Raw genomic sequence first — 23,455 nt, 5'->3', positions numbered from 1 at the left:
GAAGAAACACCGAATAACTCACTATATTTAGCCCATTTTTTAGAGGAAAATTCAGATGAATGGCCCAATTTTAAGCCTTGACCGCACTGATTTAAAAATTTTGGATATTCTTCAAACAGATGGGCGAATTTCTAATAGTAAATTGGCGGAACTTGTTAACTTGTCGCCAACAGCAGTGATGGCCCGAGTGCAGAAGTTGACAAAGGATGATTTCATTTTGGGATATGAAGCGAAATTGAATCCAATCAAATTAAACGCAAATTTTTTGGTGTTCGTAGAGGTGCTATTAGATAAGACTACCCCCAATGTTTTAGATGAGTTTATTGATGCTGTGGTTCACTATCCTGAAATTGTTGAGTGCCATATGGTGAGTGGTGGGTTTGATTTTTTAATTAAATTACGAAGTGGCAGCATGGAAGAGTTTAGACGAATTGCGGGGCAGGTACTGTGGCAATTACCAGGGGTAAAAGAGACTCGTAGTTATCCTGTCATGCAAGTTGTAAAAGATACTTCAAAAATTAAAATCAAAACTAAAAATAAATAAAGGGGCCGAAGCCCCTTTGATTTATTTCAATAACTTATACACTTTCTTTGTAGAGTTCATCTGCTTTTTCAAAGCGGCCAGTTACTGTCGTATTTGGCGCTTTAGTTAAGAGACTCACTACAATGATGCTGATAAATGCAAGGATAAAGCCTGGAATGATTTCGTAAACACCAGTGTCTGCGAAAAGATTTTTCCAGCCAATCACTACAACTGCACCAACGATCATACCCGCTAGAGCACCCTGTAAATTCATACGTTTCCAGAACAATGATAAGATGATAAGCGGACCAAATGCAGCGCCGAAACCAGCCCATGCATAAGCAACAAGACCAAGAACTTTACTGTCTGGATTACCAGCAAGAGCAATTGCAAGAACAGCAATCGCAAGAACCATGATACGGCCAACCCATACAAGTTCTTTTTGAGATGCATTCTTACGAATGAAGCCTTTGTACAAATCTTCGGTTAACGCACTTGAACATACCAAAAGCTGGCAGCTCAATGTACTCATTACAGCAGCTAAAATCGCAGCTAAGATGATACCTACAACCCATGGATTGAATAAGATTTTAGTCAATTCCATAAATACTGTTTCAGGGTTTTTGCTTACAACTGCTGCTAGTTCAGGGTGTTGCTCAAAGTAAGCAATACCGAAGAAACCAGCACCGACTGCACCAGCTAAACACAAGATCATCCAAGTCATACCAATACGGCGCGCAGCAGGAATTGATTTTACAGAGTCAGCAGCCATGAAACGTACAAGGATATGTGGTTGACCAAAGTAACCCAAACCCCATGCCATGGAAGATAAAACTGCCACTACACTTAAATCTGAAATAATATTAAATGCATGTGGACGAGCAGTTTCAATGAGTGTCACAAATTGTGTTGTATCGCCAATTGCAAGATAAGTTACGATTGGTGTTAATAACAAAGCAAAAATCATTAGGCCAGCTTGGAATGTATCTGTCCAGCTAATCGCTAAGAATCCACCAATACAAACATAACTGATGGTTGCAATTGCGCTGAGCCAAATAGCAGTGGTGTATGACATTCCGAATAAATTTTCAAATAAGCGGGCGCCTGCTACCATGCCTGAAGCACAATAAATTGCAAAGAAAACCAAGATGATAACGGCAGAGAAAATACGAAGTACTTTTTTCTGATCGTCAAAACGACTTGTAAAATAATCTGGCAACGTGAGTGCATTATTTTGGACTTCAGTATGAACGCGTAATCGACCAGCAACCAGTAGCCAGTTAAGCCAAGCACCGATAATAAGACCAATTGCAATCCACGCTTCAGATAAACCAGAAAGATAAATCGCGCCTGGTAAACCCATGAGCAGCCAACCACTCATGTCTGATGCGCCTGCGGATAATGCAGTTACGAAACTGCCTAAACTACGACCACCGAGAATATAATCTGAGAAGTCGCTTGTAGCACGGTAGGCAAATAAGCCGATAAGAACCATTGCTACGATGTACACCATAAACATGATGAGGGTGGGATCAAAATAACTCATAATGGATGTGTGTCCTTATATCCATAATCCGTGATTGTAACCTAATCCAGGTCGCTGTTTTCTTGTACGGCATCCAAGAGGTTGAGATTCAACCACAAAAGATTTTTTTTGCACTGTTATTTTTATATTGTACTTTTGTATCATTGTGTAAATTGAAATAAATTGATTTTATAGATGTAAAATTATAATATTAATCATTAACTTATAATTTTTTAATATTTATTTTTTTTTAAATTTTTCAGCAAAAAAACGCCATTCTGCAAAAAACTAAATCGATATAGAGTTATAAATAGGCTATTAGTCAAAAAAAATTTATAGAAATTGAGAATAAAGTTAAAAAAAACGACTTTTTTTTGTTCATTTAATAATTTTTTTTATGTACGTTGGGCTTATTTAGTGTCTAAAAATAGCAATTAGCCGATTAAATTTTCAAAAAGTTTATGCATTCCTTGAGTCGCTGACATCTTTAATAATTCATATCGGTGAGGAACACGCAGATGATCCGCATTTAGATCTATATAATAGGCTTTACATTGATCTGAAATTTCATGAACTAAAGCCGCAACTGGATATACGCTTAATGTCGAGCCGATCACAATAAAAATATCTGCACTTTGTACTAATTGAATTGCTTCATCATAAGCTGGTACAGCTTCACCAAACCAGACTACATGTGGCCGCAGGGGATAGCCATCTGGGCAAAAGTCTTGTTCTAAATCTAGCTTCCATCCGTTAATATCGTAAAACTGTGTTGTAAATTGTGCATTCGGGCCAGAGCTTTTCGCCAAACGAATATTGCCATGCAAATGTAAAACGTTGGAACTTCCAGCCCGTTCATGTAAATCATCAATATTTTGAGTAATCACTTGTACGTCAAAGTAGTCTTGTAGTTTGGCAATATATTGATGAGCTTCGTTAGGTTTAGCCTCTAAAATATTTTTACGACGCTCATTATAAAAGCGTTGAACTAAGGCAGGATCCCTTTGCCATGCCTCAGGTGTGGCAACTTGTTGGATGTCGTAATTTTCCCATAAGCCATTACTGTCACGAAAAGTGCTGATTCCACTTTCGGCACTCATGCCCGCACCTGAAAATACAACAAGTTTTGTCATAGAATTCACCTATTCGGAAAGCTAATTTTAAATAGATAATAAAAAACCAGTTTAAAACTAAACTGGTTTTATCAAATATTGAAAGCGATGCCTATCTTTTATAAGCCAGCTTCATATTCTGAATTTGTTAAAAGTTTTTCAACATCTGCAATGTTGTCTGGTTTAATTTTATAAATCCAGCCTTTACCATATGGGTCTTCATTTACAAAGTCAGGATCATCTTCAAGATCAGTATTCACTTCTACTACAGTACCTGAGACAGGGGCGTGAATATCAGATGCTGTTTTTACTGACTCTACTACACCAGCTTGTTCACCAGCGGTAACTTGGTTTCCAACTTCTGGAGTTTCAACGTATACCAAATCGCCAAGTTCATCTTGTGCATGATCGGTAATCCCGGTAATAACTAGATCACCCTCAATCTTTACCCACTCATGTGTACGTGCATACTTCAGTTCCGAAGGATGATTCATGATAACTCCTTAAGCTTGTGTCCAATAGTTTTAAACATTATAAGTATGGGTCTTTACGCCAATTACTCGGACTGCGGCCGCTCCAGCGTTTAAAGGCACGGCTAAAATTTGCAACGTCCGAATAGCCAAGTTCATCTGCAATTTGTTCAAGACTATAATCTGTACGTGAAAGTAGAGATGTTGCATGTCGATAGCGAACTTCATCAACCAATGTAGAAAATGAAGTTCCTTCAGCGGCTAATTGACGTTTGAGTGTCCGATCTGACATATGTAGACATTCGGCTACATTTTCGATGCTTAAATAATGTTGTTCGGAATTACTTAAAATATCACGAACACGCATTGCTAAACGACGGCGCTCACCCAAAGCGGAAAGTTCAGCTTCGCATTGATTAATGGCAACCTGACTTGCAATAGGATCTGCATTAACTAATTTAATTCCTAAGTATTTCTTATCAAAACTTGAGATCAAATGTGGCTGATTGAATCGAATTGTGCTACTTAATTTATTTCTATACTTTTCAAAACCTTCTGGTTCAGGAAAATCCAAATCTACCTCACCAGCTAAATCTTCGATACCCGTAATCGCTTTGGCCATACTCATGATACCAATGGTCAAGCCTAAAACGATTTCTGTTCTTAGAGGTTCAAGTTCGATATCACACTGTAATTGTAAGGTGGCTTTGGGCCCAAACGTTGAAAAATAGAGTTGTAAGAAAGGTAAGCGTAATTGAATAAAACGTGCTGCAAGGGCAATTGCTTCTGTAATATCTTTGGCTGTCATAATCGCATAGCCAATGAAGCCATGAATTGAAATACGCATTTGAGTACCAAGATGATAGCCCAACGTGGTTTCACCAGTTAAATTAAGAGCGTGTTTAACCAATTCATTTGCTACAGGTGTAGAAATACGATAATCAGGGTCGGCCAGTTGTTCACTAGTAAGATGAAATGGAGCAAATAATGTTTCATCGTTATATCCCCAACGTGAAACAACATCTAATAGCAATAAGCCATAGACTCCCGGAATACCCTGATCTTGACGAGCTGAGGTAATTTTCATATGCGTTCCATTGCTCTCATCAATTTGTCACATGCATTTCTTACACATCTTGTCATGAAATATAATCTGAGTTTATAAAAACTGTTAGACAATCATATCAACCATGTTTTAAACATTCTTTTTAAAGACAACAATTTTTGTTGTTGAAATAAGTAATACGTCGCCATTTTGATTTAAGGCTTGCGTAACGTAACTTACAATACCACGATCTAATTTTGTTTTGGATGGTGTGATCGCTGAAATTTCTGCTTCAACATGAATTTTATCACCTGGTCGAGTAGGGCGTGGCCACCGTAAGCTGGACTCTGAACCAATCAGGCCGCCATGAATCGGCATACATTCCGTCCATAACCGCATAGTAATTGCAGAAGTATGCCAACCGCTAGCAGCAATTCCCTGAAAAATTGGATCATGCTTAGCTTGTTCTTCATCTATATGGAAGGGCTGAGGGTCATAGGAGTTTGCGAATTTTTTGATTTCATCTAAGGTAATTTCATATTCACGGCTAATGAAGCGATCACCAATTTTCAAATCTTCTAAATAAAGCATTAATCTTGACCCTGTAATACTTTTTGTTCAATTAGGAAGCCACCTGTTTGACGTTTCCATAACTGTGCGTATATACCATTTTGCGCAATTAACTCTTCATGAGTTCCTTGCTCAGCAATTCGACCTTCATCAAGAACGATTAAACGGTCCATTTGTGCAATAGTAGATAAACGATGTGCAATTGCAATAACGGTTTTATCAACCATTAGGTCATTTAAACTTGACTGGATTGCTGCTTCAACTTCCGAGTCTAATGCACTAGTTGCTTCATCTAAAATAAGAATAGGAGCATCTTTTAAGAATACACGTGCAATAGCAATACGCTGTCTCTGACCACCAGAAAGTTTAACACCACGTTCACCTACTTGAGCGTTATAACCACTACGTCCTTTTAAATCAACTAATTGCGGAATAAATTCAGCAGCTTTGGCTTTATTTACTGCATTCTCCATGTCTGAATCAGATGCATCAGGGCGACCATATTTAATATTTTCTGCAACTGAGCGATGCAATAAAGACGTATCTTGAGTAACTAAAGCAATATTAGCTCTTAGACTATCTTGAGTTACATCTTCGATGTTTTGGCCATCAATTAAAATAGCACCTTGCTTAAGATGGTAAAAATGTAAAAGCAACTGAATCAGTGTCGACTTTCCTGCGCCAGAACGACCCACAATACCTATTTTTTCACCTGCTCTAATATGCAAGTTGAAGTGATCAATTACATTTTTATTGTTATAAGCAAAGCTTACATCTTTAAATACAATCTCACCTTTGGTCACTGCAAGTGGTTTCGCATCTGGTTTGTCTTGAATATTGATTTTTTTACCTAATGTTTGCATACCATCTTGAATGGTTCCAACATTTTCAAATAAGGCTGACATATGCCACATCATAAATTCAGCCATACTATTAAGTTTTAAAATCATTGCAGTAGTTGCTGCGATTACACCTAATGCTGCTAAACCTTGGGTCCATAGCCAAACAGAAGTACCAATTACACCTACAAACAAAACAGCAGACAACATATTGATGCTGACTTCAAAGAGGGTGCCTAAACGCATTTGAGCATAGACTGTAGTCATAAACTCTTTCATAGATGCTTTTGCGTATTGGCTTTCACGACCCGCATGGGCAAATAGTTTTACCGTTTGGATGTTGGTATATGCATCTGTTACACGGCCCGTCATAATCGCTCTAGCATCGGCTTGTTGCTGAGAAACTTTACTTAAGCGGGGGATGAAGAACCATGCGCTTAATAAAAATAGGCTTAACCAAACTAAAAGTGGAATAAGTAAAATTGGTGAAATTGAGCCAAGAACAATGCTGACTGTAATAAAGTAAATGCTGACGTATGCCAACATGTCACCCAAAATAATCCAGAACTCACGGATTGCTAATGCTGTTTGCATAACCTTCGCAGAAAGTCGTCCAGCAAAGTCATTATGGAAAAAGTCTAAGCTTTGTTTCAATAAAAGATTATGGAAACGCCAGCGCAAACGCATTGGGAATGTACTATATAAAATTTGATGTTTGATAATAGATTGAATATTTACAAAAAAGATGTTGGTAAATAAGACCGCAATCAAAATGAGTAAATCAGTAGCATGCTGACTTAAAAAGCTTTCCGGATGACTTTTACTTAACCAGTCTACGAGTTGTCCAATCTTTGAAAAAAGTAAGGCTTCAAAGCTTGCAGCACCTGCTGTAAAAAGAATAAGTAAGAATAAGTAAGGGCGTAGGCCTTCCGTAGCTTGCCAAACAAATGGGAAAAAACGAGTTGGTAAAGGTTCATCTAAACCTTTAGTTGGGTAGGGGTCTACAAGTTTTTCAAACCACTTCAGCATGAATTACTACCTTTGACACAAAAGCCACTTAATTAAATCTTTGCAATTTAATTTGCAAAAAGTCAGTTAGATCAATATCACTTAGGGTTTCGATCTTGTGAATATATGCAAATACACATGAACTGATAATGTTGTACGTCTTAAATTAATACATGACGTAAAAAGGAGACTTGAAGAAATCTTCAAGAACGTCGCGAGGACTAAAAATATTATTCATTATATCGAGATTAATAGATAAAGGGTGAAGGAATTTATTCTTTAAGTATTTTTTCTTAGTATTTTGAACATTTGTTAAATTGTTACAGCTACACATTAATTAGAAAGACCTTTAGATCTATATCATAAAGGCCTAAGTATTGTATTACCACATTAAGTCATCTGGAATAACATATGCTGCATATGGATCTTCCTCATCAGTGGCTTGTTCGTTTTTCTCAGCATTATTAATCAAAATGAAGCCTTGCATTTTTTGATCAATTTTTTCACCTAAAGCTTTTGGAAGGTAGGCGTATTGCTCTTGATCTTTAGCAATAACTAGGCTACCTGCAACAAGTGCATTATAAACTTGCTGAGATAGATACACTTTTTTGATTTTATTTTCATCAATAAATTGATAAGCCACATCCCCTGCAAAATCAGTAATCTTGTGCTGCTTAATCATCTGAATGATTGATGCTTTAAGTGCTTTTTCTTCAAGCTGTTTCTGTTTTTCTAAATTTAAAGCTTGATCTTTAGCTAACTTTTCTTGTTGAGCTTTTTCAATATTTGCTTTGATTTCAGCCTCATTACTTAGTCCAAGACGCTGTTCGTGATGAGCTTGCTTTGTTAATTTTTTTGCTTTTTTATTATCAACTAAACCAGCTTTTAATAGCTGTGCTTGTAAGGCATTTTTAACCATGTCTTAGTCCTTGTGTGAAGTTAAAGTGCTATAGAGATAAACTACCCAGTAAGAAATACTTAAGGCTAAGCTTAAAGTTGCCGGCAATAAAAATGATTGTAGCTTTAAATATGGATGTACTGAAGCGGCAAGAATTCCACCCAGCAGAAAGCCGATAAAAATAAGTAGATGTAAAACAATACGTCGATTTTCTACAATTAAGCCTCTGGCTTTATACCCAAGTGCTAAACCAATATCAGTTAAAACACCTGATAGATGGGTAGTGCGGATGATTGTTCCTTTATAGTGGCTTACCATTGCATTTTGTAAACCCATTGCCGTACAAGCCCATAATAATCCATAGCGTGGAAAATAAGGAAGCAATAGCCAGCAAAGGAAAATGAATAAGGCAACAAGGCTCAAAGGTAAGCCATAACGACGACCTAGTCGAAAATGACTGCTACCTAAAATAAAACCACTATAAAATGAACCGCAAACATAGCAAATAATCACTAAAAGTAAAAAAATGATATGTTCGGGTTGCCACTCTATCAAACTCATAGCCAGCATACTAACGTTGCCAGTCATATGTGAAATAGATTGATGCAAAAGAGTAATTAACCCTAATACATTAATCATTCCGGCATTAAAAGCCAGTAAAAAGGCTCCAAGTTGGAACCAGTTTGGTAGACGTTGAAATGGCATTTTGTTTAAGACGTTTGCTTGGATCGAATATCTACAGCTGCAGTAAATAATACATCTGTAGATGAGTTAAGGGCTGTTTCAGTAGAGTCTTGCAATACACTGATAATCATACCAACCGCTACAACTTGCATCGCAATTTCTGTTGAAATACCAAATAGACTACAAGCTACAGGAATGAGTAGTAAAGAACCACCAGCAACACCAGAAGCACCACAAGCTGAAATAGTAGCAACAACTGATAAAATAACCATTGTTGCAAAATCAACATGAATGCCAAGAGTATGTACAGTAGCTAATGTAAGTACAGTAATCGTGACTGCTGCACCTGCCATATTTACTGTTGCGCCTAACGGAATAGACACACTTGCTGTAGACGGATTAACACCTAAACGCTCTGCTAAATCTAAGTTAACTGGAATGTTGGCCGCTGAGCTTCGTGTAAAGAAAGCTGTAATACCACTTTCTTTTAAGCATTTAAATACGAGAGGGTATGGATTTCCACGTATAGTAAGGGCAACAAGAATAGGGTTGATAACTAAAGCAACAAAGAACATGGTGCCTAACAATACCACTAATAATTGTGCATAGCTCTCAAGTGTTGCAAGTCCAGCATCGGCAAAAGTCACTGCAACTAATCCGAAAATACCGACTGGTGCAAAAGCAATTACTTTATGAATAATAGCACTTACAGCATGTGAGACATCCTGCATCACTTGTTTTGTGGTGTCTGAGCTGTGGCGCATAGCTAAACCTAGGCCAATTGCCCACGCTAAAATACCAATAAAATTAGCCTCACTAATTGCTTGAACAGGGTTCGCAATAAAGCTTAAGAGCAAGTTTTTTAATATATCTGCGAGACTACCAGGCGCTTGTAAATCATTATGTGAAACTGTATTGAGAAATAATGTGCTTGGAAAAGAAAGACTGACAATCACAGCTGTGAAAGCTGCAAGCAACATACCTGCCACATATAGAATCATAATAGGGCGTAAATTGGCGCTATGACCCACTTGGAAGTTGGCAATAGAAGAAAGCACCAATACAAAAACTAAAATAGGCGCAACCGACTTTAAGGCTTTAATGAAAAGCTCACCAAATAAACTTAAGTAAGGCGTAACGTTCGGAAATAGTAATGCAACGCCTATCCCTAGAATAATGGCGATAATAATCTTAGTGACTAAGCTTAATCGAGAAAAGAATGCAAGCATATAAAGGCCTTATTAACCTAATCATGGCTAAAGGTTGAACAAGCGGAGTATTTTATACTTAAGTGATGTGAATCTTAAGCTTTTTTATAGCACCTATAAGTATTTATAATTAATGGTAATATTAAATAGTTGTTTTTATTGTGGTTAATTCTGTGTTTTAAATTTTATAGTTGGTGATTTTGCTTGTTAATTGCTCATTAAAAAACTAGGTATATCAAAAAGCTGTAGAAGCATCAAATAGACTAAGGAAAAATAAATTGGCAAAAAGGTTAAATATGGTGGAGCATTTGGAAAAGCTACGCGAATTTTCAAAACTTTGTGCTTGGATTGGACTCTAAGCTTTCAAGCTGAAAAATCGCATATTTCAGGAAATTACTACTATTATTATAAATTTATAATTTGAAGATATTATTTACTTGCACAGTACAGCTGATAAAGCGTGTTTAAAATCGAATGCATATTGTCATCCTTAATAGAATAAAAAATTTGCTTACCATCACGACGAGTTGAGACAACATCACTTTTACGTAACATCATCAGTTGTTGTGAAAGAGTGGGCTGGGTAATTTGGGTCTTCTCTTCTATTTGCGAGACATTTAACTCCTCATAAGCTAAGTGACATAAAATTAATAAACGATCTGTATTAGCCAAAGATTTGAGAATTCCAACGACTGAATCAGCCGCATTTTTCATTTCTTCAATTTGGAGTCCATCTTTCATACTTTATACCTATATCAATATAGCGGGCATAGTATAGATTGATCTTAAAGAAATGAATGTAGCAAAACTAATCAATCCAATTGTTTTTGTTGAAAAGCAATATAAGGGGAATTGATAAATAAGTAGTCTTTCCAATGAAAAACAATTATTTGTATTTCTTTTGTGTCTAAAGTGTTGCATTGTGTTATAAGTGTAATTGTTAAGTATAAGTGAATCGAAGTCAACAGAAAATAAGTGTGATCTAATCCCTATAAATAGTTAAATCCAATTTATCTTCAAGTAAAACATAAAAAAAGATTGAGTTTTTATTTTTTAAATATATAATCTGTTCTGTACAGACAGGTCTGTATATTTTGGTTTGGTAAGGTCGAAAAAAACGTCTAATTTTGAACCAAAATCACTTTCAGACGCAGCGTGATACATAAGAAGAATCATTAAATATAAGAAGAAGAATATCACGCTTTATTTTTATGCAGCTCTTTCAAAATCGATTAATTTTTCTACTCGAGTCCAATAATCATTGATTTTTATTGAACCATGTTCGACCTGAGCCTGTATGGTCATACCTTCCAAAATATTAACGAGTAGTAAAGATAGGGGAACTGGCTCTTTTACATCATATTGGTTAAGAAGATTTTGCATGAGTTGGGTCAACCAAGCTTTATACAAAGTAGCAGGTTGATGTGTTGAAGGATATTGTTTTAAAACCTCTTCCAAAGCTTTTTGAAACATACAGCCATTAAAATCTTCGCTATTAAACCAGTCCGAATACCATAAAAATACTGCTTTAATTCGCGCAAGAGGGTCTAACTCATCATGTTTTGATAAGGCAGAAGTAAGAGAATTTTGTAGAAGCGTATTTCGAAGAAGTAGACACTCTTCAATTAATTTTTCTTTTGATGGAAAATGCTTATAGAAAGTCATTTTTGCAACGCCAGATTCATTAATGATGCGATCTACACCTATAGAATTATAGCTATACGAGTTAAAAAGTCTTAATGCGGTGTTAATAATGTCATCTTTTTTCGACATATTTTAGCCTCTCACAAATGAATTGCTATTAGCTTGAACGGTGATCTTTATCAATGAGAATCTAGATAATTTAATTTTACAAGGTATTGTTTGTTATTGATAGAAAAAAGATATTATTTTTTTAAACGCTGAAGTTTTACTTTTAAGAGAATGGTAAAGAGTTTTAGGCTATATATTCAAATAATTATACTTCCGTTTTCAAAATCTTTTAACTTCAATATTTTTGCGATAAGTCGATTTTAAAATTTAAAAGGGGGAATTAATAAACAAAAAACGAATCTATTTTTGAGTTTGTCGGCCAATTTAAAAGTGGACTTCCCATTGCTTTGAAAAGTCCACTTTTATTAAAGTTCTTACTCTGAAGGAGGTAAAAGCATCAAAATAGATTCGTTGAGTAAGTACGCAACATTTTCAAGGATTTCAAGCTCATTAAATTCGCTATCGAAAGCTAAGCTTTCTCCATCAGCAATAGCTTTTAATTTTGGTACAAAAGCTTCAGCTATACATAGCGCTTCGCCATTTCCCCAGAAGTTTAGAATTCCGTTATTTTCTGTATAAAGTAGGCGAGAGGCAGGTTCTAATAAAACTTCATAACCTTCATGTAAGATCTCTTGAAGATCATCAGCTTCGATCTCATCAGGTTCTGGGATATTATCTGGATATTTAGGTTCGCTCATATATGACATGATTGCGGCATCAAGTGCTGCAGAATCTTGCAACTGGGCTAAAACTAGGTTTTTTAGATAACTTAGTTCAGTTGAGTTAATTTCACCAATTTGACTCATTTGTTTGCGTGCGATATCTACAACAGGATTTTGAAGTAAAGTATTAGCTGAAAATTGATCGCTAATACGTTCCATCATTCCTGCAACGTTTGGCATGCGAAAGCCAAATGAGAATGTTAAGCAGTCATCTTCGGCAACACCGTAATGTGCCATTCCAGGAGGAACATAGAGTAAATCGCCTGGTGCTAAAACTTCATCAAATTGCACATCTATTTCTGGCAAAAGTTTTAATGGTTGATTGGGTACAAATGCAGTATTGACATCGCACATTTGACCTAACTGCCAGCGACGATGACCATGCCCCTGAACTAGAAACACATCATAGAAATCGAAATGCTTCCCAACTGAACCACCTTTAGGCGCATAAGACACCATAATATCGTCGCGGCGCCATTGAGGAATAAAAGGAAATTTTTTCCAAAGTTCAGAAAGATCAAAAGAGTAGTGATCCACTGCCTGTACTAAAATCGACCATAATTTTGGTAGCTTTTGAAAATCACCTTTGGTTAAAGGTGAAGATTTTACGTGCCATTCGTTTGGATTTTTATCTTTTTGGCGAATCAGTCTGGCACTTGCATGTTCTTCCAAGGCAAGTTCTTGTACATCTTGGGGTTGTAAAAGGCTTATAATCTCTGGCAATCCGTTACGCACCAGTAAAGGTTTTTTCTGCCAATACTCTGCTAAAAATTGCTCGGCAGTAATACCGCCTAAAACTGCTAAAGGTTCTGTCATGGAAATAACCTATTTATAAAATATCTAGAATTAAGGAATTTGTAGATCAAGTTGCCTTAAAATATGGCAAAGTTGAATCATAGGAAGACCCATAAGTGTGGTCTGGTCTTGGCCTATCATTTTTTCAAACAAGCTAATTCCTAAACTTTCACACTTAAAGCTACCTGCGCAATGTAGTGGCTTATCTAATAAAACGTATCGTTCAATTTCAGCTTGATTCAGGTTTCGAAATTTAACTTGATAATGTTCAACGAGCGTTTGTTCAAAGTTTCTATCGAGCCATTGCACGCTAAGAGCTGTACTAAAAAAAACAGTTCGACCAGAATTATCTGCTAGTTGTGCTTTAGCATTTTCAATAGTGATCGGTTTGCCAATAAAGTCATGCGGAGCGTGTTCTCGCCAAGCAACTTGATCTGAACCAATAACGATGGCTGATGGGTTCTGTTCAGCAATCACCTGAGCTTTTGTGAAAGCGAGCCTTTTTGCAAGTTCATCGGCATGGGTTTCATCGTGAGGACTTTCATCAATATCGGGACTAATACAAATATAATTAATTCCAAGACGGTCCATTAAGTCTTTGCGAGTTTGACTACTCGAAGCCAAAATAATTTGTGGCTGAACCATTACACTGCAAATTCCATTAATACATCTAAGGGTACATAGCTTAATACAGCTTGATGACATGCATGTATTTTAATCGGAGGGGCTTCACCAGCTTGATAAGCCTCTACCCAGCGAGTTACGCAGATACACCAGAAATCACCCGGTTTCAGACCAGGGAAACCTACTTCTGGCAAAGGAGTAATAAGATCATTACCAATTTTCTGAGAGAAATTTAAGAAATCAGAGGTCATTTGTGCACATACGGTGTGTTGACCAAGGTCTGTTACTGCGGTGTGGCAGAAACCATTTCTAAAATAGCCTGTAATAGGGTCAAAGCAACAACTTGCTAAAGGTTCACCTAAAACATTTAAGCGATTGATTTGTGGATCTGGATGAATAGACATAATGGGTGAAATATCAAATAACTACCTCTATCATAATCAAAACTGGGGCTTTCTACAGCTTTTATGCAAAAAAACTAACCTTTTTTGATGTAATCATTTAAAATTGGCGCGTTTTTAAAATCATAAAGAGAGCTTTACATGAATTTTCAGCGTATGACTGACCTTAACTTAACAGGCAAACGTGTCCTTATTCGTGAAGATTTAAACGTTCCTGTCAAAAATGGTGTGATTACTAGCGATGCTCGCTTACGTGCAGCATTACCAACCATTAAAGCTGCTTTAGATAAAGGCGCAGCAGTGATGGTATGTTCACATCTAGGTCGTCCTGTTGAAGGTGAACCAAAGCCAGAACAATCACTTGCACCAGTCGCTGCTTATTTAACAGAAGTATTGGGCCAAGAAGTTAAATTATTAACAGACTATTTAGAAGGCGTTGAAGTTGAAGCTGGTCAAGTTGTATTACTTGAAAATGTACGCTTTAACCATGGCGAAAAGAAAAATAATCCAGAGCTTGCGCAAAAATATGCTGCATTATGTGACGTATTTGTTATGGATGCATTTGGTACTGCTCATCGTGCAGAAGCATCTACTGAAGGTGTAGCTCGTTTTGCTCCAGTTGCTGCTGCTGGTCCTTTGTTGGCTGCTGAGTTAGATGCGCTAGGCCGTGCAATGCAAACTCCTGAAAAACCAATGGTTGCAATTGTTGCTGGTTCTAAAGTTTCAACTAAACTCGATGTTTTAAACTCACTTTCTAGTATCTGTGATCAACTGATCGTTGGTGGCGGTATTGCAAATACATTCTTGGCAGCTGCTGGTTTTAACGTTGGTAAATCATTATATGAAGCTGACTTGGTTGAAACTGCTAAACAAATTGCTGCTAAAGTAAGTGTTCCACTTCCAACAGATGTTGTAGTTGCTGATGCATCGCAAATTAATTTTGAAGATTTCTTAGGTTCTTTAGCAGCAGCTCAAGCTGTTGTGAAGAAAGTAGAAGATGTGACTGCAAATGATATGATTTTAGATGTTGGTCCGGAAACAGCTAAAGCATTTGCTGATATTTTAACAACATCAAAAACGATCCTTTGGAATGGTCCAGTAGGCGTATTTGAAGTAGATCAATTTGGTGAGGGTACCAAAGCGCTTTCTCTTGCTGTTGCTCAGTCTGAAGGATTCTCGATCGCTGGTGGTGGAGATACATTAGCTGCGATTGATAAATATAACGTAGCTGATCAAATTGGTTATATTTCTACAGGTGGTGGCGCATTCCTTGAGTTTGTTGAAGGAAAAACATTACCAGCAGTTGCTGTTTTGCTTGAACGTGCTTAATACTGTTATATAGAAATGAGAAGGGATTGGGCAACCAATCCCTTTTTCATTGATAAGTCATGAAACTGTCATATATCTGAAATAAAATAATGAGCATTAAATCACCAACTGTGGACAATAGTGATGAATTTAAAGCTTACACTTGCTGCTGTATTAATTGTGCCGATGATGTTGACTGCTTGTGCTAAAAAAGATGAAGCATCTCAAGCGGGCCAAGAATCAGCTGCATCTACTGCTGTTTCTGAAAAAGTGACGCCTGAGCAACAAGCAGCAATTGATGCGATTGATAAGCCAGTACTAGATGAAAAGAATACAGATGTGGTTGAAGGTAGTACCTCAAGTGAAGCTGCTGCTTCAGAAACACATTAATTTGTTGTTTTTTGTTAAAAAATCCCTGCAAATGCGGGGATTTTTTTTGAAATACTGTGATTTGTTGCTGAATTGAAATAAATGACAGGGTAGAATAAGCCGCACTACCTGGGAGGATATTATGGCACTCATTTCAATGCGCCAGCTCTTGGATCACGCTGCTGAACATAACTACGGCGTACCAGCATTTAACGTAAATAACTTAGAACAAATGCGTGCAATTATGCTTGCCGCGGATGCAACCAATTCACCTGTAATTGTTCAAGCATCAGCTGGAGCTCGCAAATATGCAGGCGCTCCATTCTTACGCCATCTTATTTTGGCTGCAATTGAAGAATGGCCGCATATTCCAGTGGTAATGCATCAAGACCATGGAACAAGCCCTGATATCTGTCAGCGTTCAATTCAGCTTGGCTTTAGCTCAGTAATGATGGACGGTTCATTAGGTACAGATGGTAAAACGCCTACTTCTTACGAATACAACGTTGATGTAACTCGTAATGTTGTTGCTTTAGCGCATGCGTGCGGTGTTTCTGTCGAAGGTGAGATTGGCTGTTTAGGTAGCCTTGAAACTGGTATGGCTGGCGAAGAAGACGGTGTTGGTGCTGAAGGTGTCCTTGATCACTCACAACTTCTTACTTCTGTTGAAGAAGCGACTCAGTTTGTTGCCGATACTAATGTAGATGCATTGGCGATTGCTGTAGGTACTTCACATGGTGCTTACAAATTCACTCGTCCACCTACAGGCGATATCTTGGCGATTGACCGTATTAAAGAAATTCATGCGGCGTTACCAAATACTCATCTTGTTATGCATGGCTCAAGTTCTGTGCCGCAAGAGTGGTTGAAAGTAATCAATGAGTTTGGCGGTGATATTAAAGAGACTTATGGTGTACCTGTTGAACAGCTTGTAGAAGCAATCAAACATGGTGTACGTAAGATTAATATCGATACAGACTTGCGTTTAGCATCTACTGGTGCAATTCGTCAGTTTATGGCTGAAAACCCATCTGAGTTCGATCCACGTAAATACTTTGCTAAAACTGTAGATTCAATGAAGCAAATTTGTATTGATCGTTATGAAGCGTTTGGTACAGCTGGTAATGCTGACAAGATCCGTCCAATTTCTTTAGAGAAAATGGTTGATCGTTATAAATAATTCCCGCTAGGGTTTAATTTATAGAAACCGGTTATTTATATAACCGGTTTTTTTATTAGGTAAATTTCATTCATAAAAAAACCTGTGATAAACACAGGTTTTGATAAAGAGAAAAAGACTTACTTTTGTAAGTTCTTTTTGTCTAGACTTGGATCTTTGATTTCTACATAGGCATTTGCACGCACTTCACGCAACCAGCTATCAATCTCGGTGTTAAATTGGCGTTCACCTAAAATTTGACGTGCCATACGCTCTTGATATTCATGCGTCATATCTTTTTCACGTTTCTCAGTCACTTGTAAGATATGCCAGCCGAATTGAGTTTGGAAAGGTTCGCTTATTTCACCTACAGGAATTTCCTGCATTTTTTTGTCAAATTCAGGCACCATCATTCCAGGGGTTACCCAACCTAGACTTCCGCCATCACGCGCTGAACCTGTGTCGTTAGAATAAGTCGCTGCAAGTGTTGCAAAATCTGCACCAGCTTTTAAGCGTTTATAGATGTTATCAATAATTTGCTTGGCATTCTCAAGAGTAACTACTTCAGATGGCTGAATGAGAATGTGGCGAGTTTGAAATTGAGGTACTAAAGCTTTTTGCTCATTTTGTTTGCGTTCAAGAAGCTTTAAAACATGTACACCATCACGTACTGAAACTAAGTCAGTCGTTTGACCATCTTGTAATGGTGTAATACGAGCCGCAAGTTCAGCAGGAATATCAGACAGTGGGCGGAAACCCATGTCAGCACCTTCAACTTTTACATTTGCAGTTGAAAGTTTTTTCAAAGCATTTATATCATTACTTTGTGCAAGCTTTGAACGTACTTCTTGAGCTACAGATTGAACTTCCTGTGCATTGTCACCAGAAATGCGCATATGAATTACATGTGCTTGATTACCTAGCGCAGCTTGTCCCTGAGGTGATTTTAAGAAGTTTTCTACATCTTGATCACTAATTTTAATACGAGACATCACTTGTTGTTGGCGCAAACGGCTAATCGCTAAATCTTCAGCGATTCTATTGCGCAAACTTTCATAAGTTCCCGGAGCCATAGCATCTAATTTTTGCTGGAAAGCTTCTAAACTTTTAGAGCCAGATTGACTTGCTACTTTAAGTACAGCTTCATTTAAGCTCTTTTCATCAGGTTTAATGCCATACTTTTTAACTTGTTCAAGTTGAGCTTGACGCAAAATTAACTGATCCAATACCTGAAACTGTAAATATTGCTGAGGTGGCACTTCTTTCTTTTGAGCTTGCAGTTCATGAGCTGCTTCAGCCATACCTTGTTGAAGATCGCTTTTTAAAATTACGCTATTGTCCACAATTGCCACAACTTCATCAGCGGGTTGGGCAAAACTATGCATTGATGAAGAGATTAGGGCAGCAAGTGTAGTTGCTTTAAAAAACTGTTTAAGATGCTTTGTCTTCATTAACGTTGTGTCCAAGATTGATTAATTTTGTTAAAACCTAAAACGCGATTTTCAAGTAAAGACGCGAGTTTATTGTTTAAACCACCTAAACCTTTTAGTGTAATTTCGGCCATGATCGCGCGCTTTTCACTAACATCTGAAGTTTTCGGATCATCTAGATCGTTATAGTATGAACGGCCATAGACGGAAATACCCCAGCAACATGACTCATAGTTAACTCCTAGCAAGAGTTCACGGGCAACATCACTGTCCATGTCATATTGTACGTGGCCCATAATACGCCAATTATCTTTAATTGGTTGTATAAACGATGCAACAACTTGGTCATAAGTATCTTGACGACCAGGAATATCTTTACGATAGAAATAGCCTAAGTTATATAGATTTCCTTTATCACCAGTATAGTAAACTTGGAAGTCACGTTGAGCATTGTCACCATTCGACATCCAGGCAGAGTTGGCAGCAATAGTAAAGTTTTGATTAAGTTGGCTTGATAGGCTTATAACAGGGCCAGTGTTACGCTCGGTGTCAAATTCATCTTGACCTTGTTTTAAAGTGACACGACGGTCTTCGAAATAGTAACTTTGGCCTACACTTGCTCGTAAACGTTCTAAACCTACTGTGTCAAAGAGGCTATAACTTACACCCAATGATAAAAAGTTATTGTCTTCTAGGCGGTCATGACCATAAAAACGGTAAGGGTTAAATAATTGATCATAACTTACTGATGCAGTGGTTGAGTCAAAGTTAGGATAACCATCTTGATTTTTGTATGGTGCATATGCGTAGAAAGCACGTGGTGTAAGTGTTTGTAAATACTTACCATCACGTTCAAAGTTTAGCCCAGTGTCTAAAGTAAACTGAGGTACAACGACTGATTTATTTTCAGAACCGCCATCTAAACCTTGAGATGCGATACTGTCCTTATCATAAAATGTTTGAATAGAACGTACAGAAACTTCAGGGATTACAAATGCTGCTGGTGTACGGTAGTTATAACGTGTTGCGAACTGGTTATAAATACGTGTACCACTACTTTCTTGAGCAGAGCCATCATTAATCGATTTCTTAAAGTAAGCAGTATCGTTATTAAATTCGTATTGTAAGCCTAATGGATTGCCAGTGACGTAATTTAATAAGAATTGCGGCAATCGTGCATAAGGTTTATCTGCATCTGCAACTTCTGGGTCAAGTGTCTGGAAATCTTCGACTTTAAGCTGTGCTTTTAAACCTGGAATACCATGTTTATAGTTAAGTTCCCAAGCTCTACGTAAATTAAGATCTGTTTTAGAGTTAGGACTGCTATCTAAGTCAGAGAAGTAATCTTTATCTGATGCATAGTTATATTCGAGGTTAGTAGACCACTGGTCGTTGATATCCCAATTATGTAAAAAATGGAAATCTTTACGATCTTTGTCATTATAACCTTTGTCAGATGGCAAGATGCCACCCCACATTTCACCAGCACCAAAGCCATCGGTTAAATATCTAAACTCACCTTTTAGCATTGCACCACGGTCTGCTAAATATCGCGGAGTAAGTGTCAGATCGTAGTTAGGTGCAAGGTTTAAATAAACCGGAACTGAAAGCTCAACACCACCATCGTTTGAGAAACCAAATTGTGGGTTGAGGATACCTGTAGTACGGCGGTCATCAATCGGGAAGTTAAAATAGGGAACAGCTAGAACAGGAACGTCCTTAACATATAATTTTGTTCCACGAGTTACGCCGCGTCCAGTTTCCTGATTTAACTCAATTTTATTGGCTTGGATTTTCCAACCGGGTTTTTGGCCTGGTGGGCAAGTCGTATAGGTTGCATCATTAAGAACCATAACGTTTGGTGAGGTTCTTTCGATTTTTCCTGCGTGACCATGAGCATGTTGCTGTTCAGAAATATAAAAACTATTGTCTAAATTCCCGGTTTGGGTTTTTAGGTTGTAATTAATTTCATCACTCTGTGAAAGTAACCCGCCTTGAGCTAACTGTACTCGACCTTGTGCATGCGCAAAGGTTTGGGTCTTATCAATCGTTACTTTGTCAGCACGAACTGTGCGTCCTTCCTGATCAATAACGACATCACCTTCTAAAACAGAATCACCCGCTGGATTGTAATGTCCGTAGTTAGCCGTAACGACAGAAGTCGCTTTGTCGGCATCTAAAGCTTTGGTCTCAGGGTTAATCGGTGTAACCCATGTGCCTTGGCAAAATGCCGAGCTTAAATATTTATTGTCACGAAGCTGAGCTTCAGGTGCAGATTTATCAACATAATATTGCTGAAAGAATTCTTGACCTGGGTAAGCTTCCTTGATGCTCGCTTTAAGTTGATTATTGTCTATATTGGAGACAACATCAGTTGACTCAGCATAACTTGATTGTATGGAGCCACATAAGAGCGTAAAAATAGCTGTCGCTAAAGGATTAAATTTAAACTGATGCTTCATTGTCTCATTAACCAAGTATGCTAATTCACAATTAATTATTGTCGCATCATAGAGAAAAAGTTTATAAGTGGCTACACTTAACCCTTCAAAAATCTCAGCTTGTTTTAGATTTTATTGCAAATGAATACACAACGTGAACAATTGATATATACATGGCTTACATCTGTTCTTGAAAATGATCAATTTAAGATCGCTTTTTTGGCAGGTGATGCAAGCTTCCGCCGTTATGCGCGTATCGAGTTACAAAATAAAACGTATATGCTCATGGATGCCCCTCCAGAAAAAGAAGACTGTGTTCCGTTTGTGACCATTGACGAGTTTTTTGCGAGCCATGGCGTGCGTGTGCCTCAGATCGTTGCGAAGGATTTGGCTCAAGGTTTTCTATTGTTAGAGGACTTTGGTGATGTGCTTTTGTCGACATTATTAACTAATGAAACTGTTGATAAATACTACGAACAAAGTTTTAAACAGCTTATTCAATTGCAGTCTATTGACGGGACTAATCAGTTCCCAGTTTATTCTTACGAAAAATTAATGTCGGAAATGCAGCTACTCACAGACTGGATGTTACCGTCGCTTTCTATCCAGCCGACTGCTGAACAGAAAAAAACGATTGATAATGCATTTGATTTCTTGGCTCATGCTGCATTAGCCCAACCTCAAGTTATTGTACATCGAGATTTTCATAGTCGAAATTTGATGAAAATTACCGATGAGCAAGAGTTAGGGGTAATCGACTTCCAAGATGCTGTTATTGGTGCTGATACATATGACCTAATTTCGATTACTCGTGATGCATATGTTCAATGGAACGCTGATCGTGTTTATCAATGGTTTAAAGTGTTTTATGACCTGTTGCCAGCGTTGACTAAACAAAACCGTAGCTTTGATCAATTTAAACGTGATGCAGATTTAATGGCGATTCAACGCCATATTAAAATTCTAGGTATTTTTGTTCGCTTGTTTGAACGTGATGGGAAGTCGGGTTATTTGAAGGATTTACCACGTGTCATGTGGTATTTACTTGAAGAAAGCCGTGGTTACGCTGAGCTTGAAGAGTTTATGGTATTTATGAATAACATCGTGATGCCTAAATTTATCGAGAAATATGGTAGCTATGAGGTGGCAGCATAATGAAAGCAATGATTCTTGCTGCTGGCTTGGGCAATCGTATGCGTCCACTTACGCTATATACACCAAAGCCTCTGCTTGAGGTGGGTGGTAAACCGCTTATTGTGTGGCATATTGAAAAACTTAAGAAAATTGGTGTGACTGAAATAGTCATCAATTCTGCATGGTTGGCCGATAAACTCATCAGTAGTTTGGGCGATGGCTCTCAATTTGGTGTGGATATCCGTTGGACACGAGAGGAAGAAGGTCTGGAAACAGCTGGTGGAATTATTAATGCTTTACCACTGCTTGGAACAGATCCGTTTATTCTGGTGAACGGAGATGTATGGACCACAATGGATTTTGAATCTCTACGCCATATTAAGCTAAATGATGATTTGGCACATCTTGTGTTAGTTGATAATCCGAAACAACATCCTGAAGGCGACTTTACATTATTGGATGGACGCGCTTTTGCATTCGATCAAGACGTGAAGGGTGAGAATCTTACTTTTAGTGGTGTATCTGTTATTCATCCTAAGCTTTTTGATGGATTGGAAGCTGGTAAACGTCCTTTAGCCCCACTGTTAAAGCAAGCGATGGGCAATCAAAAAATATCCGGTGAAAAACTTAAAGGTGCATGGGTAGATGTGGGGACGCCAGAGCGTTTAATGGAGCTAGATTTGCAAATTCGTGAGGGCTTCTACGATTAAGTGTGTAATCCCTAATCGTTAACTAGTGTTCCACGATGCATAAATGGGTATACTTTGTTTTAAATTTTACCTAGATGTTATCTGTTTATGCATCCATTTTTTCAAGAGTTACAACAGGGTAGTCAAAAATTAGGCTTATCGCTTAGCGATGAAGCTTTGACATTGTTGTTGAAGTATCAAGATGCTTTGGTACTTTGGAACAAAGCTTATAATCTAACAGCAATTCGTGATCCGAAAGAAATGTTAGTGAAGCATTTGTTAGATAGCCTAAGTATTTTGAAAGATTTGCCAGCAGGCCGTTTGCTCGATGTAGGTACAGGTGGTGGTATGCCGGGCATGATCATTGCTTTATGTCAGCCTGAACGCTCTTGTGTATTGCTTGATTCAAACGGTAAGAAAATTCGTTTTTTGAAACAGTTTATTGCTGACCTTAAGCTTAAAAACATAGTAGCTGTGCAAACACGCGTTGAAAATCAAGATACAATTGATGAGCTTGGTCAATTTGATGTGATTACAAGCCGTGCATTCGCATCATTAACTGATTTTGTTGATGCTGCGCGTCCATATTTGCATGAGCAGAGTATAATTGCTGCAATGAAAGGACTGATTCCAGTTGAAGAAATGGAAGAGCTTAAGCAGGAATTTTCATGTAAAGTGATTGAACTGCATGTACCAAGACTTGATGAACAACGTCATTTACTTTTACTTCAACGTATTTAAATAAAAAG

At 37.6% G+C, this 23,455-nt stretch carries 23 protein-coding genes; 7 read left to right on the top strand and 16 right to left on the bottom strand.

Translation table 11 applies throughout. From position 1 onward, the window contains the following. Positions 1–55: 55 nt before the first annotated feature. Positions 56–544, top strand: a complete 489-nt coding sequence (locus tag KTJ10_RS01475; protein WP_017386809.1) for an Lrp/AsnC ligand binding domain-containing protein — start codon at positions 56–58, stop codon at positions 542–544. A gap of 34 nt (positions 545–578) precedes the next feature. On the opposite strand, the gene putP is transcribed toward KTJ10_RS01475, so the two are convergent. From putP to KTJ10_RS01405, 14 genes are all read right to left on the bottom strand, one after another. Then, positions 579–2,069 carry a sodium/proline symporter PutP gene (gene putP / locus KTJ10_RS01470; RefSeq protein WP_262441165.1) on the bottom strand — a complete coding sequence of 497 codons (1,491 nt, stop codon included), beginning with the start codon at positions 2,067–2,069 and terminating at the stop codon, positions 579–581. 413 nt (positions 2,070–2,482) lie between these two features. After that, positions 2,483–3,190 (bottom strand): SIR2 family NAD-dependent protein deacylase, encoded by a 708-nt coding sequence (locus KTJ10_RS01465; RefSeq protein WP_199976709.1) that lies wholly within the window; start codon positions 3,188–3,190, stop codon positions 2,483–2,485. Positions 3,191–3,279: 89 nt separating this feature from the next. Beyond that, entirely contained in the window at positions 3,280–3,654 is a 375-nt protein-coding gene (gcvH, locus tag KTJ10_RS01460) for a glycine cleavage system protein GcvH (RefSeq protein ID WP_032007261.1), read from the bottom strand. A gap of 37 nt (positions 3,655–3,691) precedes the next feature. Further along, positions 3,692–4,717 (bottom strand): AraC family transcriptional regulator, encoded by a 1,026-nt coding sequence (locus KTJ10_RS01455; protein WP_032007260.1) that lies wholly within the window; start codon positions 4,715–4,717, stop codon positions 3,692–3,694. Between the two features lie 108 nt (positions 4,718–4,825). After that, the gene (locus tag KTJ10_RS01450; RefSeq protein ID WP_017482285.1) at positions 4,826–5,266 is read right to left on the bottom strand and encodes a MaoC family dehydratase; all 441 of its coding nucleotides are present in this window, start codon (positions 5,264–5,266) and stop codon (positions 4,826–4,828) included. Beyond that, positions 5,266–7,113 (bottom strand): ABC transporter ATP-binding protein, encoded by a 1,848-nt coding sequence (locus tag KTJ10_RS01445; RefSeq protein WP_262441164.1) that lies wholly within the window; start codon positions 7,111–7,113, stop codon positions 5,266–5,268. The genes KTJ10_RS01450 and KTJ10_RS01445 overlap by 1 nt, the downstream gene beginning before the upstream one ends. 361 nt (positions 7,114–7,474) lie before the next feature. Continuing rightward, on the bottom strand, positions 7,475–8,011 hold the full coding sequence (locus tag KTJ10_RS01440) for a DUF2058 domain-containing protein (protein WP_262441163.1): 537 nt from the start codon (positions 8,009–8,011) through the stop codon (positions 7,475–7,477). Between the two features lie 3 nt (positions 8,012–8,014). Further along, positions 8,015–8,695 carry a YoaK family protein gene (locus KTJ10_RS01435; RefSeq protein ID WP_262441162.1) on the bottom strand — a complete coding sequence of 227 codons (681 nt, stop codon included), beginning with the start codon at positions 8,693–8,695 and terminating at the stop codon, positions 8,015–8,017. A gap of 5 nt (positions 8,696–8,700) precedes the next feature. Further along, positions 8,701–9,903, bottom strand: a complete 1,203-nt coding sequence (sstT, locus tag KTJ10_RS01430; protein WP_057070726.1) for a serine/threonine transporter SstT — start codon at positions 9,901–9,903, stop codon at positions 8,701–8,703. A 408-nt stretch (positions 9,904–10,311) separates the two neighbouring features. Then, positions 10,312–10,623, bottom strand: coding sequence for an ArsR/SmtB family transcription factor (locus tag KTJ10_RS01425; RefSeq protein ID WP_086264549.1), 312 nt, complete (start codon positions 10,621–10,623; stop codon positions 10,312–10,314). Between the two features lie 468 nt (positions 10,624–11,091). Then, on the bottom strand, positions 11,092–11,655 hold the full coding sequence (locus tag KTJ10_RS01420; protein ID WP_002121343.1) for a TetR/AcrR family transcriptional regulator: 564 nt from the start codon (positions 11,653–11,655) through the stop codon (positions 11,092–11,094). Positions 11,656–12,008: 353 nt separating this feature from the next. Then, a complete protein-coding gene (locus KTJ10_RS01415; RefSeq protein ID WP_262441161.1) occupies positions 12,009–13,172 on the bottom strand; it encodes a cupin domain-containing protein in 1,164 nt (387 codons plus the stop codon). A gap of 30 nt (positions 13,173–13,202) precedes the next feature. Next, a complete protein-coding gene (locus KTJ10_RS01410) occupies positions 13,203–13,796 on the bottom strand; it encodes a Maf family protein (RefSeq protein ID WP_262441160.1) in 594 nt (197 codons plus the stop codon). Continuing rightward, entirely contained in the window at positions 13,796–14,179 is a 384-nt protein-coding gene (locus KTJ10_RS01405) for a DUF2237 family protein (protein ID WP_002121396.1), read from the bottom strand. Before KTJ10_RS01405 ends, KTJ10_RS01410 begins: the two co-directional genes overlap by 1 nt. A 138-nt stretch (positions 14,180–14,317) precedes the next feature. On the opposite strand from KTJ10_RS01405, the gene KTJ10_RS01400 reads away from it, so the two are divergent. From KTJ10_RS01400 to fba, 3 genes are all read left to right on the top strand, one after another. After that, positions 14,318–15,505 (top strand): phosphoglycerate kinase, encoded by a 1,188-nt coding sequence (locus KTJ10_RS01400; protein ID WP_057070728.1) that lies wholly within the window; start codon positions 14,318–14,320, stop codon positions 15,503–15,505. Between the two features lie 123 nt (positions 15,506–15,628). After that, positions 15,629–15,874, top strand: a complete 246-nt coding sequence (locus tag KTJ10_RS01395) for a hypothetical protein (RefSeq protein WP_199976714.1) — start codon at positions 15,629–15,631, stop codon at positions 15,872–15,874. 121 nt (positions 15,875–15,995) lie between these two features. After that, the gene (fba, locus tag KTJ10_RS01390) at positions 15,996–17,033 is read left to right on the top strand and encodes a class II fructose-bisphosphate aldolase (protein WP_016145083.1); all 1,038 of its coding nucleotides are present in this window, start codon (positions 15,996–15,998) and stop codon (positions 17,031–17,033) included. A 119-nt stretch (positions 17,034–17,152) separates the two neighbouring features. Here the strand turns inward: fba and KTJ10_RS01385 are convergent, their stop codons facing one another. Both KTJ10_RS01385 and KTJ10_RS01380 read right to left on the bottom strand, forming a co-directional pair. Then, a complete protein-coding gene (locus tag KTJ10_RS01385; RefSeq protein WP_086264554.1) occupies positions 17,153–18,463 on the bottom strand; it encodes a peptidylprolyl isomerase in 1,311 nt (436 codons plus the stop codon). Next, positions 18,463–20,904, bottom strand: a complete 2,442-nt coding sequence (locus tag KTJ10_RS01380; RefSeq protein ID WP_199976716.1) for an LPS-assembly protein LptD — start codon at positions 20,902–20,904, stop codon at positions 18,463–18,465. The genes KTJ10_RS01385 and KTJ10_RS01380 overlap by 1 nt, the downstream gene beginning before the upstream one ends. 120 nt (positions 20,905–21,024) lie before the next feature. Between KTJ10_RS01380 and KTJ10_RS01375 the strand changes: the two genes are divergently transcribed. The 3 genes from KTJ10_RS01375 (at position 21,025) to rsmG (ending at position 23,447) form a co-directional block, all read left to right on the top strand. Further along, positions 21,025–22,038, top strand: a complete 1,014-nt coding sequence (locus KTJ10_RS01375) for an aminoglycoside phosphotransferase family protein (protein ID WP_262441159.1) — start codon at positions 21,025–21,027, stop codon at positions 22,036–22,038. Next, on the top strand, positions 22,038–22,727 hold the full coding sequence (gene murU / locus KTJ10_RS01370; protein WP_262441158.1) for an N-acetylmuramate alpha-1-phosphate uridylyltransferase MurU: 690 nt from the start codon (positions 22,038–22,040) through the stop codon (positions 22,725–22,727). The genes KTJ10_RS01375 and murU overlap by 1 nt, the downstream gene beginning before the upstream one ends. A gap of 87 nt (positions 22,728–22,814) precedes the next feature. After that, positions 22,815–23,447 carry a 16S rRNA (guanine(527)-N(7))-methyltransferase RsmG gene (rsmG, locus tag KTJ10_RS01365; protein ID WP_262441157.1) on the top strand — a complete coding sequence of 211 codons (633 nt, stop codon included), beginning with the start codon at positions 22,815–22,817 and terminating at the stop codon, positions 23,445–23,447. The last annotated feature ends 8 nt before the right edge of the window (positions 23,448–23,455 follow it).

Origin of the sequence: Acinetobacter sp. WU_MDCI_Abxc222, from assembly GCF_025514755.1 — a bacterium.
GTDB lineage: Bacteria > Pseudomonadota > Gammaproteobacteria > Pseudomonadales > Moraxellaceae > Acinetobacter > Acinetobacter geminorum.
This window is presented reverse-complemented; position numbering and strand designations above follow the sequence as displayed.